Genomic DNA, 12,216 nt, shown 5'->3' with positions numbered 1-12,216 from the left:
ATGAGTGCTGGCTGTGGTTGGTCATACATCAACCCCGTGTCAAAAGAAAAATTCTGTGCTGCGCTGTTAAGCGCAATTTCTTTCTTGGAGTCTGGAGAAAGGGAGTCTGGAGAGAGGGAGTCTAGATATTCAGAATTTGAGTTCTGATGGCCGACAGAACTTGAATTCTGACCGCCGACAGAACTTGAATTCTGATGGTCGTCGGAACTTGAGTTCTGGGGGGAACTCAGTTTCTGTCGTTCATGTAATTCCTTGATGCGAGGATTGCCTCCAACCCCTTTTCGAGATTTACGTTCCTGAAGCTCAGGCTGTGCGATGATGCGTTCCCCCGTTGGCGGTTTGTAGCTGCGGCGAAACTCGCGGCAGTCTTGCTGTCTCTCGAAAACATGATAAATCCGTGTGCGGAAATTGCCTGTTTGGTCACCAGGATCTCGCTCAATGGTGACGACCCACTCATGAGATTCCAACTCATCAATTCGATTGGTGATCGTTTTATCGGTTACACTCAGGCACTTCGCCATGCTCGCGACGCCTTCTTTGCTCATACCGCTTTGTCCTCCACGCCAATGCATGTGCGCGTAGAGTCTGGCGGCGCCATCCGTAATAGTTGCATCATGCAGTAACGGCTCTGGCACTTTGCCAAAGGTTTCACTGATGTGCAAAATAACTTTATCCGTCATCGCTCACCTGTTCTCCGAAAAATTCGTAAACGAAAAGGTTGCGCGCTGATTTGGTCTGTGTTAGACTAATGGCTAGTTGGGTGTTTGCTCCACTCAACCAGCCACAGCGCGCCTGTTCTCGAACCTCTTGGAAGTCCGCATTCGCGGACTTTTGCGTTTGTATCGCTCAACATTATGAACCATAATCAAACGCTTCGCAACAAGAGATTTGAGATTCCTGCTTAATCGAAAGTAAACAATGTTTCTACCTTCGGCGGTTCTTCCGTCGTTTCCAGAATGTCCGCAACGTGGCTCAGGTCTTTGTCCACTGAAACCGTGTACGCCTGTTTCGCCACAAACCACCCCGCCGATGCCAGCAGCCCGGCTTCGTACAACTGCTTCACCACCTCCGTATTGATCGTCAGCAGGCCCTTGATGCCGCGCAGCTTCTCGATCACGATGTCCACCGCGCGCTCCGGGCTGGTGATCTCAATCGTCAGCTTATCGGTAAACGACTTGACGCCTGGAATTTCCTTTGCCTTCAGATCGGGCGACTGAATCTTGGCTTCTTCAACCGATGACTTAAACGCTTTCTCGGCCTGTTCGCTCTTCTCAGTGGCGATGGTGGCTGTTGTTTGCAGCGTCTTGCGGACTTCGTCGCCTGCCAGGCGTTCATCAAGGCGTTTCTGGGCATCGGCCAGCAGCTTCTTCAACTGAGTGATTTCGCCATCTTCAGCATCATATTTCTCCAGCGCCTTCTTCGCGGTGTCGGCTTCGACGCGGGCACGGTGCAGATTCTTCGCCAGTAAATTCAGGTGCAAGAGTAATGAGTCGTTCACGCGGCTTTCTCCTTGAGGGTGTTAGCGACTACAGCTTGAGCGTTGATGCTGACAGCATTCGGGTACTGCCAGAAACGAAATGGGATGACAGGGGCAGCCGCAGGCGCTGCCTCCTGAAAACGGGGCGTCCAGTGCTGCATCTGGCGCTGGACGCTGGTGGTGACGTGATTGCGACGCATCTTAGCCAGCCTCCGGGAGAAATGGGATTTCACCGAAATACTGATCCAGCGCCTTCTCGTCGGTGATCGGGACACACTTGGTCGCGAGGTTGTAGGTCAGCTTGCCGTCTTCAGAAACTTTGGCCTCATAGAAGACCTGGAGGGGGGACGTCGGCGACGGGCAAAGCAAAGCCGGCGCGTTGCAGGAGGCCCGCCGCGTCGATGGCGTCGGCGAACGGCGAGACGCGCATGGACGCGCCGTCGGTCAGCTCGGCCTCGGCGGCCAGCAGGCACTGGCGGAGTTCCGTCAGGGTCGCCCCGCCGAAGATCGCGCCGACGAACAGGCCGTCGGGCCGCAGCGCCCGGCGGATCTGGATCAGGGCGCCGACGAGATCATTGGTCCAGTGCAGCGACAGGGTCGAGACGATCAGGTCGAGGGTCGCATCGCCGAACGGCAGGCGCTCCTCGTCGGCGACGACGCGCAAGGTCTCGCGGCCCGATAGCATCCGCCCCGACAGGTCCGCCTCGATCAGGGTGTCGATGTTGGCGCGGGCGTCGCTGGCCTCCAAGGCCTTGAAAAAATGGCCGTTTCTCGCGCCGAGGTCGACGGCGACCGGAAAGCGTCGCAGGATCGTCTCCAGCCGCATGACCACGTCGCCCGCCGCCCGTTCCTTCAGGAAGTCGGCGGCGGCGTAGTCGGGCGCGGCGCGGTCCAGGCGGGCCCGATGCAGGGCGCGGTCGAACAGGAGGGGCGAGGCGGTCATGGGCGCGGAACATGGCGACTCCGCCGTCACATGGAAAGCGGCCCCATCAAGGGTTTCGCCTTTTTTGCGCGCGTTGGGGCGCGGGGTGCTCAACCTCCTGCTGCCGCCCGCCAGCCTGGATGGCGAGGCGGCGCTGACCGGCGGGCTCGCCGCCCACGCCTTTTCCAAGGTGACCTTCCTGGACGATCCGGTCTGCGACGGCTGCGGCCTGGCCCAGGCTTATGAGGCCGACACGCGCTGTCCGGCTTGCCAGGCCAAGCCCAAGGCGTTCCAGCGGGCGCGGGCGGCCTGCGTCTATGACGAGCACTCGCGCGAGCTGATCCTGAAGCTGAAGCACGCCGACCGCACGGACCTGTCGGGCCTGTTCGCCCGCTGGCTGTCGCGGGCCTCGGCCGATCTGCTGGCGGAGGCGGACGCGATCGTCCCCGTGCCGATCCACCGCGCCCGGCTGCTGCGCCGCCGCTACAACCAGGCCGCCGAGGTCGCCCGGCCGTTGGCGCGGATGGCGGGTCTGGCCTATCTGCCCGACGCGCTGGTCCGCAAGCGCGACACCGCCAGCCAGGGCGGCAAGTCGGCCTCGGGCCGCCGCCGCAACGTCGCCGCCGCCTTCACCGTGCCGGCGGGCAAGCGCCACCTGGTGGAGGGCAAGACCATCGTCCTGGTCGACGACGTCCTGACCACCGGCGCCACCGCCGAGGGCTGCGCGCGGGCGCTTATGGCGGCGGGCGCGCAAAGCGTGAGCCTATCTGTCGTCGCCCGCGTTACAGAAGGCCAAGCGCGTCCTATATGAGGACGTCCGAACACCCACGAGTTAAGAGCATGGCCAAAGTCACCATCTACACCCGCCCCTTCTGCCCCTACTGCTCGCGCGCCCTGGCGCTGCTGAGCGAGAAGGGCGCCGACTTCACCGAGATCGAGGCGGGCATGGATCCGGCCCTGCGCCAGGAGATGATGCAGCGCTCGGGCCGCAACACCTTCCCGCAGATCTTCGTGGGCGACCAGCACATCGGCGGCTGCGACGACATGATGGCCCTGGAAGAGCAGGGCAAGCTGGACGCACTGCTCGCCGCATGAGCCAGGCGGGCGGCACGCTTCGCGTCGGCCTAGTCCAGACGCGCACCCCGGCCACGCACGCGGCGGCGCTGGCGCACGTTGCGCCGCTGGTGCGCCAGGCCATCGGGCAGGGCGCCCAGTTCGTCCTGACGCCGGAGTGCACGAACGTCCTGCAGAAGGACCGCGCCAAGCTGTTGCCGACCCTGACCGCGCTGGAAGACGATCCGGTGGTCAACGGCCTGCGCGACATCGCCGCCGAGACCGGGACCTGGATCGACATCGGCTCGGCCCTCGTCCGGCGCGAGGACGGAAAAGCCGCCAACCGCCAGGCGGTCATCGACCCGACCGGCGCGATCGTAGCGACCTACGACAAGCTGCACATGTTCGACGTCGACCTGCCGACCGGCGAGACGGCTCGCGAGTCGGCGACCTACACGCCGGGCGAGCGGGCGGTGGTCGTTGACACCCCGCTCGCCAAGATCGGCCTGACCATCTGCTACGACATGCGCTTCCCGGCCCTGCATCGGGCCCTGGCCTTGGCCGGCGCGAGCGTGATCACCGCTCCGGCCGCCTTCACGCGGCCCACGGGCGAGGCGCACTGGGACGTGCTGCTGCGGGCCCGCGCCATCGAGACCGGCTCGTTCGTGATCGCCGCCGCCCAAGGCGGCTTCCACGAGGACGGTCGCGGCACCTGGGGGCGCTCGATCGCCATCGGGCCGTGGGGCGAGGTGCTCGGAAAGCTTGACCACGACGAGCCGGGCGTGCTGATGGCGGACCTCGATCTGGCCGCCGCCGACAAGGCGCGCGCCGCGATCCCCGTGCTCAAGAACGCCCGACCCTTTACCGGGCCCTAGGACGCTCCATCTCTATCCCATGATCAAGTACGCGCTTCAGTGCGATCAGGCTCACGAATTCGAGGGCTGGTTCGGCTCGTCGGCGGACTATGACGACCAGGCCGCGCGCGGCCTCGTCGAATGCCCGGTCTGCGGCTCGCATGGCGTCTCCAAGCAGATCATGGCTCCGGCCGTCGCCGGCACGAAGGCCCAGCGCGCCGCGCCCGCGCCCGACCCCAAGATGCGCGAGATGATGATGGCCGCCATGGGCGAGGTCCGCCGGCACGTCGAGGAGAACTTCGACTATGTCGGCGACGCCTTCGCCAAGGAGGCCCGCGCCATCCACGAGGGCAAGTCCGAGGAGCGCGGCATCTACGGCGAGGCCTCGCCCTCGGAGGTGAAGGCCCTGGTCGAGGACGGCGTGCGCGTGGCGCCCCTGCCGCCGGGGCCGTCGAAGAAGACCGAGGTCAATTAGGGCGTCGGCCCGCCTTACCGACAGTCCGCCAGCGTGACGCTCGTCTCCGTCCCCGCGTAGCGAACGTCCTGAGCCTTGCCGGTCGGGACGCAGACCACCTTCAGCGGCTGGACCGCCTTCATGCCGGGATAGCGACCCTCGCGCGCGCCGACGCGCAGGGTCTTGGTCGCGTCGGTCCAGGTCAGCAGGGTCGTGGCGCGCTCGCCCTTCTCGTAGCCGTGGCCGTCGCCGGCGTCGTCATAGAGCTCGAAGCGGCCGTCGCGGCCCGGATAGATCCGGATTTCCAGCGGCTCCTGGCTGGGCTGATCGGCGTAGCTGATCACCGGCCCCAGCGGCAGGATCGTGCCGGCCGGGACGTGGACCGGGATGGTGTCGATGTCGGCCTTGACCGCCAGGGTCTTGCCGCCCGTCAGCCTGGCGCCCGTCCAGAAATCGTACCAGTCGCCCTTGGGCAGATAGATCGTGCGCAGGTCGGCACCTTGCTGGGTGACCGGGCTGACCATCAGGCCGCGGCCGAACATGTACTGGTCGCTCAGGCGCAGGGCGTTCGGATCGCTCCGGAAATCCATGACCAGCGGCCGCATCATCGTGCCCGCGTGCTGGGTCACCTCCCAGGCGGTCGAATAGATGTAGGGCAGCAGGCGATAGCGCAGCTTGTCATAGGTGAGGAGGCGCGCCTGGGTGTCGGGCTTGAAGTCCCACAACGCCTTGCCCTTGCCCGTCCCGTGGACGCGGAACATCGGGTTGAAGACCCCGAACTGGTACCAGCGGGTGAAGAGCTCGGCATAGCCGGGATCCTGGGGATCGCCGCCGAAGAAGCCGCCGATGTCGGCCGACCAGTAGGGTATCCCGCTGACCGAGAAGTTCAGGGCGGCCGGGATCTGCTTGGCGAAGGTATGCCAGTCGCCATTCACGTCGCCCGACCAGGTGACGGCGCCGTTGCGCTGCTGGCCGGCATAGGCCGAGCGGGTCAGGATGAAGGGCCGCTTGCCGGGCATGTCGCGGCGCATGCCGTCGTGGACCGCCGTGGTGTGCAGCAGCGGGTAGCTGTTGAAGGTCTCCGCGCCCGGACCGGCGGCGGTGGTCAGGGCGGCCATCTGGCCAGGCTTGCCGCCCAGCTCGGCCTCCGACCCGTCCAGCCACCAGCCGTCGAAGTCGTAGCGGCCCAGATTGCCCATGATCTGGCTCCAGTAGAGCGCGCGGCCCTTGGGCGACCAGGCGTCGTACCAGCGGCCCTCGCCGGCCGGATAGACATTGGGGTAGGCCGGCTCGAACAGGGCGCCAGCCTTGCGCAGTTCGTCGTGGTTGGCGGTGGTCAGGTCGAAGCGCGGCCAGACCGAGATGATGATGTGGGCGTTCAGGTCGTGGACCGCCTTCACCAGGCCGGCCGGATCCGGGAAGCGCTTGGCGTCGAACTGGTGGCTGCCCCAGCCGCCGGGCGCCCAGTACTGCCAGTCCTGAACCACTGCGTCGAACGGCACGCCCATCTGGCGGTAGCGCTGGACGATCGACAGCGTCTCGGCCTGCGTCTCGTAGCGCTCCTTGGATTGCCACAGGCCCCAGGTCCAGCGCGCCATCAGCGGCGCTTGGCCCGTCAGGCCGCGATAGCCGGCGATGACCTGGTCGATCTCGGGCCCAACGATCAGGTGGTAGTCGACGCCGCCGCCGGCCTCCGACGCGAAGCGCAGGCTATGGGAATATTGCGGCGTCGCCACGTCGACGCGGGTCGTCGCCGGATTGTTCCAGAGAACGCCATAGCCGCGCGAGGACACCGCCATCGGCACGGCGACGTCGGTATTGATCTGCTGCAGGAGGACGCTGGACCCGCGATAGTCCATCAGCCCGGCCTGGTGCTGGCCCAGGCCATAGATCGCCTCCTGCGAGTCCAGCTCGAAGCGTTGGACGGAGGGGCCGGCGTCCGTGTCGCTGGGCCGGGCGCGCGCCACCCGCCGGCCCTTGGCGTCCAGCACCTGCAGCTCGCCGGACGCCCGGTCGACGATGACCTGGAGGGCTGGGGTTTTCAGGGTGATCTTGTCGACGGCGCTCTCCAGCGTCCAGTCGACCTTCCCGGGCTGAGCGATCACGGCGGGATTGTAGTTTCCGCTCCAGGCGTCGGTCTTCGAGACGCGGACCCGCACGATATTGTCCGACCAGGGATCAAGCCGCAGGACGCCGTCGGCCAGTCGGATCTCGACGCCGGTCGCGGTCTTTCGGGCAGTGGTCTCCTGCGCGGCGGCGGGCGCGCGGGCCATCGCCGGATTGGCCTCTCCGAAGGCGAAGGCCGCCGCCATCAGCGCCATCACCCCGCTCGCCATCGAACGTCGCATGCCGTCGCCTCCCTCGATGTCGGGCGGCCGGCTGTCACGGCGAAAATACTCCGACAATTAACCCACAATCGCCGGTCCGGAGCGATCGGTAAAGGGCTGTCTGGTCGTAGAAGCCCTCTTCCGCCTTAAGGCGAGACCGGCCGCGTTTCCGGAAACTCGATCTCGCCCGCATAGCCGGCGTGGCGGGCCCGGGCGGCCAGATCGTCCAACTGCGCTTGGGGCAGGGGGCGGCGAGCGTACAGGAACACCTTCTTCTTGTCCGGCGAGGCCGAGATGAACCAGGCGCCGTTCGGATCAGTCTCCAGCACCTCGTAGCGCCAGGTCACGAACGGCAGATACGAGACCTTCAGGCGGCGATTGACGCCGGGATCCTCGATCACGCCTTTGCCGCGAATGGCGCGCCGCTTGCCATCGATCCCGCCCTGGCGGCAATCGTCCTCGACGTCGACGCGGCGGTCGTCCAGGCGCTTATAGACCGTCGTGGCGGCCACGCAGCCCTTGGTGACGCCCATGGGCGTGCGGCCGACCTCCAGCCAGGTTCCGGAATAGTGGCTATCCGCGTCGATGGGTGTTGGGCGGGGCACGGCGGGACCGGCCGCGGTGAGAGCGGCGGCGAGGGCGAAAAGGGCGACGGGGGCGTGGGGCATGGCGATCTCCTCCCCCGCCGTTACGGGCCGCGCTCGCGCGTGGATGCTCGCCAGACAAGAAAGGGCGCCGAACCCGATGGTCCGGCGCCCTTGTTCGCGCGCTGTCGCTGTCCGCTTAGCGGTAGCGGTACTCGTAGTGGCACTTCTTCTTGCTCTTGCCCTTGGCGATCTCGTGGCCGGCGACCGCGCCGACCGCGCCGCCCAGGACCGTGCCCTCGGTGCGGGCGCCATTACCGGCGACGGCGTTGCCCAGCAGGGCGCCGGACAGGCCGCCGATGATCGCGCCGTTCTTGGCCTTGGACTTGGACTTCTCGCACACCAGCACGCGATAGCGGCGCGACTGGGCGTCGGCGGCGGTGACGACCACGCTGCTGGCGGTGAAGCCGACGACGGTGGCCAGGACGAGTGCGTTCAGGCGGGCGCGCATGGCGAGCTCTCCACTAGTTTCTTATGATGATCCCTCGGGACCTAAACGCCCAAGCTGGCGGCGGGTTTCCCCGCAAACGTCGGGGAGCCGACGATCCAGCCCGGGCGGGAGTGACTAGCCCTCGACGCGGTAGCGACCCTCCGAGTCCGGGCAGACGCGGATGTAACGGGTCTCGACGCGGCCGTTGTACTCGGTCGGAGCCGGCGCCAGGCGGCAGCGCTCGTTGGCCGAGGCGTAGCGGCCGTCGGCGTAGCGGTAGGGCTGCGTCTCTTCATAGGTCCAGTAGTTGCCGCGCGTGTCGCACTTGGCCGAGGCGTTGCCGACCGCCGCGCCGACGCCCGCGCCGACCAGGGCGCCCAGCACCGAGCCTTCGGTCTTGGCGTTGCGGGCCGCGACGTTGGAGCCGAGCGCCGCGCCGGCCAGGGCGCCGATCACGCCGCCGACGGTGGCGTTGCGCTTGGCGTCCTGACGGCAGTTGTCGCCGTAGTTGACGTTGGCGCTGGTGTCGATGCCGACCGCGCCGGCGTACGGGGCCAGATAGCGATTGGCCTCGCCCGGATGGCGACGGTCATAGGCGCCATAGCCGTGGCGGCGGTCGTAGTCGTCGCGGGCGGCGTAGTAGCGGTCGCGATCGCGCTCCCACTGCTCGCGGCCGGCGTCATAGCCCGAGGCGTAGCCGTAGCCGCTGGCCCGGAAGCGGTCGGCTTCGCGCGGGTTGCGGCGGTCATAGGCGCCTTCGCCATAGCGGCGGTCGTAGTTGTAGCGGGCGCGCTCGTAGTTGGCGCGGTCGCGCTCGAACTTCGCCTGCTCGGCGTAGTAGGCGGCGCTCTGCCGGTACTCGGCGGCGCGATAGCGGTCGGCCTCGGCCCGATAGCGGCGGTCATAGGCGCCGCGGCCATAGCGGCGGTCATAGTCGTCGCGGGCCTGCAGATAGTTGGCGCGGTCGCGCTCATAGGCGGCCTGGCGGTCGCGGTACTCGGCCACGCGCTCGTAATAGTTGGCGCGCTGGTCGTCATAGCGCTGCAGGCTTTGCTGATAGGCCGAGGTCTGGGCCAGGGCGGGGGCGATCGCGCCGCACGCCATGGTGGTCGCCATCAGCGCGACGAGGGTCTTGGACGTCATCTTGAGTCTCCGTTCAGTTCGAACGGATCGACGGCCGACCCCCGACACCGGGTCGCCAATCCGGGGCGCTATGTCCCTGCGGAGACGTAAAGGCGCAGGTTGGGGCGGAGGTTCCCGGCGTCAGTCGCTGAGCCAGTCCTGGCGGAAGGTCCGCCCGTCCCAGATGAGGACGGCTTCGCTGGCTTCGGCGCTTCCGAATAGGAGGTCGCCACGGGTCACCTGCACGGAGGCGCGAGGGCACGGATCGGTCTTGGCGCCGGCGCCCTTGCCGCAGGCGGTCGCCACCGCGCCGCTGTTCTCCGCCGGGACCATGTAGTTCGGCGCATAGCGGCCCAGGTCGATCCGGGCAGGCGCCTTGGGGGCCGCGCCGCGCGAGATCTCCAGGATATAGCCGCCGCCCGCGCGAAGGATCCGCGCGGTGTCGGCCTTGCCGTCGTGATCAAAGTCGCCGCTGATCGGTCCCGGGAGAATGGCCGAGACGAGCAGGACCAGGAATAGCGGCATCAGACACCTCGCGCGGACATCGCAAGGTCAGTCTGGCTCAATCCTTGGTGACGGTCATCATGTAGTTGATGTCGGTGTCGGCCGAGCGGCTCCAGCGGCCGGTCAGCGGGTTGTAGGCCACGCCGTACGGCCCCTGCATCGCCACCGGCTCGCCGGCCAGGAAGGCGCGCAGCTCCTCGGGCTTCAGGAACTGCTTCCAGTCGTGGGTGCCGGGCGGCACCCAGCGCAGCACGTATTCGGCGCCGATCTTGGCCAGGGCCAGGGCCTTCAGCGTGCGGTTCAGGGTGGCGACGAACATGATCCCGCCGGGCTTGAGCAGCTTGGCGCAGGTGCGCAGGAACTCGCCCGGATCGGCGACGTGCTCGATGACCTCCATGGTCAGGACGACGTCGAACGGCCCCGCGCCCTCGGCCAGCAGCTGCTCGGCGGTGGCGGGGCGGTAGTTGATCTCCAGGCCCTGCTCGGCGGCGTGGGTGGCGGCCGTCTTGATGTTGCGTTCCGAGGCGTCGATCGCCGTGACGGCAAAGCCCAGCCGGGCCATCGGCTCGCTGAGCAGCCCGCCGCCGCAGCCGATGTCGAGCAGGGAGAGGCCGTCGAACGGCATGCGCTGGTCGCCGTCGCGGCCGAACCGCGCCAGGGCCTGCTCGCGGATGAAGGCCAGGCGGCAGGGATTGAAGACGTGCAGCGGCGCGAACTTGCCCTTGGGGGCCCACCACTCAGCGGCGATCGCCGAGAAGCGGGCCACGTCGGCCGGGTCGATGCTCCAGGAGGGGGAGGCGGGGGCGGCTTGCGTCATGTGGCCTGTCTAGCACGGACGCCGACGCTCGCCACGATCCCGCAAAAAAGACAGCTCCGCGACATTGCCGTTGCGCCGTCGCGCCGTTAGAAGGCGCTTCGCTTGCGCGCGAGGGACGGTTCCCGCCGCGTGGGCGCAAGAAATAACCAAGTGTCGAGGTACCAAGGACGTGTCACGTCTGGTGATGAAGTTCGGCGGCACGTCGGTGGCCGACCTGGAGCGCATCCGCCGTGTGGCGCGCCTGGTCGCCGCCGAGGTCGCCACGGGTAAGGAAGTCGCGGTGGTCGTCTCGGCCATGTCGGGCAAGACCAATGAGCTGGTCGCCTGGACCGACGGCGCCGGCCGCGCGGCTCAAGGCCTGCCGGAGTCGGACGACGAGTACGACGCCGTCGTCGCCTCGGGCGAGCAGGTGACCGCCGGCCTGCTGGCCATGACCCTGCGCAACATGGGTCACAAGGCCCGTTCGTTCCTGGGCTGGCAGGTGCCGATCATCACCGACGAGGCCCACGGCCGCGCGCGGATCGAGGAGATCCCGCCGGAGAACCTCGAGGCCTGTTTCGCCAGCGGCGAGATCGCCGTGATCGCCGGCTTCCAGGGCGTGACCCCCAAGCAGCGCATCACCACCCTGGGCCGCGGCGGCTCGGACACCTCGGCCGTGGCGATCGCGGCGGCCGTCAAGGGCGCCTGCGACATCTACACCGACGTGGACGGCGTCTACACGACCGATCCGCGCATCGAGAGCAAGGCCAAGCGCCTGGCCAAGATCTCCTACGAGGAGATGCTCGAAATGGCCTCGCTGGGGGCCAAGGTTCTGCAGACCCGCTCGGTCGAGATGGCCATGGCCCATCGCGTTCCGGTGCGGGTGCTGTCCAGTTTCGTCGAACCGGGCGAAGCCCCGGGCCAAGGTACGATCGTCTGCGACGAGGAAGAAATCATGGAAAAGCGCATCGTCTCGGGCGTCGCCTACAGCCGCGACGAAGCCAAGATCACCCTGCTGGGCCTGCCGGATCACCCGGGCGTGTCCTCGCAGATCTTCGGCCGTCTCGCCGACGCCAACGTCAATGTCGACATGATCGTGCAGTCGCGCGCCCGCACCAATGCGACCGCGAACATGGAATTCACGGTCGGCAAGCGTGACGCCGCCCGCGCCGTCGAGATCGTCCGCGCCGCCCAGAAGGAGATCGGCTTCGAGGACGTCGCGGTCAACGAGGACGTCGCCAAGGTGTCGGTGATCGGGGTCGGCATGCGCAGCCACGCCGGCGTCGCCCAGTCGATGTTCGCGGCCCTGGCCGAGAAGAACATCAACATCCAGGTCATCTCGACCTCCGAGATCAAGATCTCGGTCCTGATCGACGCGGCCTACACCGAACTGGCCGTCCGCGCCCTGCACGCGGTTTACGGGCTGGACCAGCTCTGATTCCGGCGGAGGGGAACGCCCCCTCCGTCACGAGGCTTCGCCTCGCGCCACCTCCCCCGTTGCACGGGTGAGGAGGAATGGCTCCATCCTCCCTCGCGTAGCGGGGGAGGGGGACCGCGAAGCGGTGGAGGGGGCGCTCCCCGCCGACTTAGATGAAAACGTCGCCTTCGGACGTTATGGAAGCGACATCGCTTC

14 protein-coding genes and 1 pseudogene are annotated in these 12,216 nt (G+C 67.0%); 5 read left to right on the top strand and 10 right to left on the bottom strand.

The features are described from left to right. From Q0379_RS10985 to Q0379_RS10970, 4 genes and pseudogenes are all read right to left on the bottom strand, one after another. Positions 1-680, bottom strand: a 680-nt coding sequence (locus Q0379_RS10985; protein ID WP_299008311.1) for a hypothetical protein, incomplete at its 3' end; no start/stop codon positions are given. A gap of 221 nt (positions 681-901) precedes the next feature. After that, positions 902-1,498 carry a hypothetical protein gene (locus Q0379_RS10980; protein WP_299008308.1) on the bottom strand — a complete coding sequence of 199 codons (597 nt, stop codon included), beginning with the start codon at positions 1,496-1,498 and terminating at the stop codon, positions 902-904. Then, complete coding sequence (locus tag Q0379_RS10975; RefSeq protein ID WP_299008306.1) at positions 1,495-1,677, bottom strand: hypothetical protein; 183 nt, start codon at positions 1,675-1,677, stop codon at positions 1,495-1,497. The genes Q0379_RS10980 and Q0379_RS10975 overlap by 4 nt, the downstream gene beginning before the upstream one ends. A gap of 146 nt (positions 1,678-1,823) precedes the next feature. Continuing rightward, a pseudogene (locus Q0379_RS10970) lies at positions 1,824-2,420 on the bottom strand (methyltransferase domain-containing protein); the annotation flags it as partial. Here Q0379_RS10970 and Q0379_RS10965 point away from each other — a divergent pair. The 4 genes from Q0379_RS10965 to Q0379_RS10950 are packed head-to-tail and all read left to right on the top strand — an operon-like array spanning position 2,419 to position 4,781. Further along, positions 2,419-3,210, top strand: a complete 792-nt coding sequence (locus Q0379_RS10965) for a ComF family protein (RefSeq protein ID WP_299008303.1) — start codon at positions 2,419-2,421, stop codon at positions 3,208-3,210. The pseudogene Q0379_RS10970 and the gene Q0379_RS10965 sit on opposite strands and share 2 nt — an antisense overlap. A gap of 29 nt (positions 3,211-3,239) precedes the next feature. Continuing rightward, the gene (gene grxC, locus Q0379_RS10960; RefSeq protein WP_299008301.1) at positions 3,240-3,494 is read left to right on the top strand and encodes a glutaredoxin 3; all 255 of its coding nucleotides are present in this window, start codon (positions 3,240-3,242) and stop codon (positions 3,492-3,494) included. After that, positions 3,491-4,327 carry a carbon-nitrogen hydrolase family protein gene (locus tag Q0379_RS10955; RefSeq protein ID WP_299008297.1) on the top strand — a complete coding sequence of 279 codons (837 nt, stop codon included), beginning with the start codon at positions 3,491-3,493 and terminating at the stop codon, positions 4,325-4,327. The genes grxC and Q0379_RS10955 overlap by 4 nt, the downstream gene beginning before the upstream one ends. Before the next feature lie 19 nt (positions 4,328-4,346). Beyond that, positions 4,347-4,781: a DUF1178 family protein gene (locus Q0379_RS10950; protein WP_299008294.1), complete on the top strand. Its 435-nt coding sequence runs from the start codon at positions 4,347-4,349 to the stop codon at positions 4,779-4,781. 14 nt (positions 4,782-4,795) lie between these two features. Here Q0379_RS10950 and Q0379_RS10945 read toward each other — a convergent pair whose 3' ends face one another. From Q0379_RS10945 to ubiG, 6 genes are all read right to left on the bottom strand, one after another. Continuing rightward, a complete protein-coding gene (locus tag Q0379_RS10945; RefSeq protein WP_299008291.1) occupies positions 4,796-7,108 on the bottom strand; it encodes a glycoside hydrolase family 31 protein in 2,313 nt (770 codons plus the stop codon). Between the two features lie 125 nt (positions 7,109-7,233). After that, positions 7,234-7,755 carry a lipocalin family protein gene (locus Q0379_RS10940; RefSeq protein WP_299008288.1) on the bottom strand — a complete coding sequence of 174 codons (522 nt, stop codon included), beginning with the start codon at positions 7,753-7,755 and terminating at the stop codon, positions 7,234-7,236. A gap of 115 nt (positions 7,756-7,870) precedes the next feature. After that, positions 7,871-8,182: a glycine zipper 2TM domain-containing protein gene (locus tag Q0379_RS10935; protein ID WP_299008286.1), complete on the bottom strand. Its 312-nt coding sequence runs from the start codon at positions 8,180-8,182 to the stop codon at positions 7,871-7,873. A gap of 114 nt (positions 8,183-8,296) precedes the next feature. Next, positions 8,297-9,304: a glycine zipper domain-containing protein gene (locus Q0379_RS10930; RefSeq protein WP_299008283.1), complete on the bottom strand. Its 1,008-nt coding sequence runs from the start codon at positions 9,302-9,304 to the stop codon at positions 8,297-8,299. 120 nt (positions 9,305-9,424) lie between these two features. Beyond that, positions 9,425-9,808, bottom strand: coding sequence for a hypothetical protein (locus Q0379_RS10925; protein WP_299008280.1), 384 nt, complete (start codon positions 9,806-9,808; stop codon positions 9,425-9,427). Positions 9,809-9,845: 37 nt separating this feature from the next. Next, complete coding sequence (gene ubiG, locus Q0379_RS10920; protein ID WP_299008277.1) at positions 9,846-10,604, bottom strand: bifunctional 2-polyprenyl-6-hydroxyphenol methylase/3-demethylubiquinol 3-O-methyltransferase UbiG; 759 nt, start codon at positions 10,602-10,604, stop codon at positions 9,846-9,848. A 169-nt stretch (positions 10,605-10,773) separates the two neighbouring features. Here ubiG and Q0379_RS10915 point away from each other — a divergent pair, with 169 nt between their 5' ends. Continuing rightward, a complete protein-coding gene (locus tag Q0379_RS10915) occupies positions 10,774-12,021 on the top strand; it encodes an aspartate kinase (RefSeq protein WP_299008274.1) in 1,248 nt (415 codons plus the stop codon). Positions 12,022-12,216: the final 195 nt, after the last annotated feature.

Origin of the sequence: uncultured Caulobacter sp. (genome assembly GCF_937900395.1) — a bacterium.
Taxonomy (GTDB): Bacteria; Pseudomonadota; Alphaproteobacteria; order Caulobacterales; family Caulobacteraceae; genus Caulobacter.
Note: the sequence above shows the minus strand (reverse complement) of the source record. Positions and strands in the feature narration are given on the sequence as shown.

Excerpts from the sequence above, each read along its gene's own strand:
- Q0379_RS10975 (WP_299008306.1), bottom strand. The coding sequence starts at position 1,677 with ATGCGTCGCAATCACGTCACCACCAGCGTCCAGCGCCAGATGCAGCAC.
- Q0379_RS10965 (WP_299008303.1), top strand. The coding sequence starts at position 2,419 with ATGGGCGCGGAACATGGCGACTCCGCCGTCACATGGAAAGCGGCCCCA.
- grxC (WP_299008301.1), top strand. The coding sequence starts at position 3,240 with ATGGCCAAAGTCACCATCTACACCCGCCCCTTCTGCCCCTACTGCTCG.
- Q0379_RS10955 (WP_299008297.1), top strand. The coding sequence starts at position 3,491 with ATGAGCCAGGCGGGCGGCACGCTTCGCGTCGGCCTAGTCCAGACGCGC.
- Q0379_RS10950 (WP_299008294.1), top strand. The coding sequence starts at position 4,347 with ATGATCAAGTACGCGCTTCAGTGCGATCAGGCTCACGAATTCGAGGGC.
- Q0379_RS10945 (WP_299008291.1), bottom strand. The coding sequence starts at position 7,108 with ATGCGACGTTCGATGGCGAGCGGGGTGATGGCGCTGATGGCGGCGGCC.
- Q0379_RS10940 (WP_299008288.1), bottom strand. The coding sequence starts at position 7,755 with ATGCCCCACGCCCCCGTCGCCCTTTTCGCCCTCGCCGCCGCTCTCACC.
- Q0379_RS10935 (WP_299008286.1), bottom strand. The coding sequence starts at position 8,182 with ATGCGCGCCCGCCTGAACGCACTCGTCCTGGCCACCGTCGTCGGCTTC.
- Q0379_RS10930 (WP_299008283.1), bottom strand. The coding sequence starts at position 9,304 with ATGACGTCCAAGACCCTCGTCGCGCTGATGGCGACCACCATGGCGTGC.
- Q0379_RS10925 (WP_299008280.1), bottom strand. The coding sequence starts at position 9,808 with ATGCCGCTATTCCTGGTCCTGCTCGTCTCGGCCATTCTCCCGGGACCG.
- ubiG (WP_299008277.1), bottom strand. The coding sequence starts at position 10,604 with ATGACGCAAGCCGCCCCCGCCTCCCCCTCCTGGAGCATCGACCCGGCC.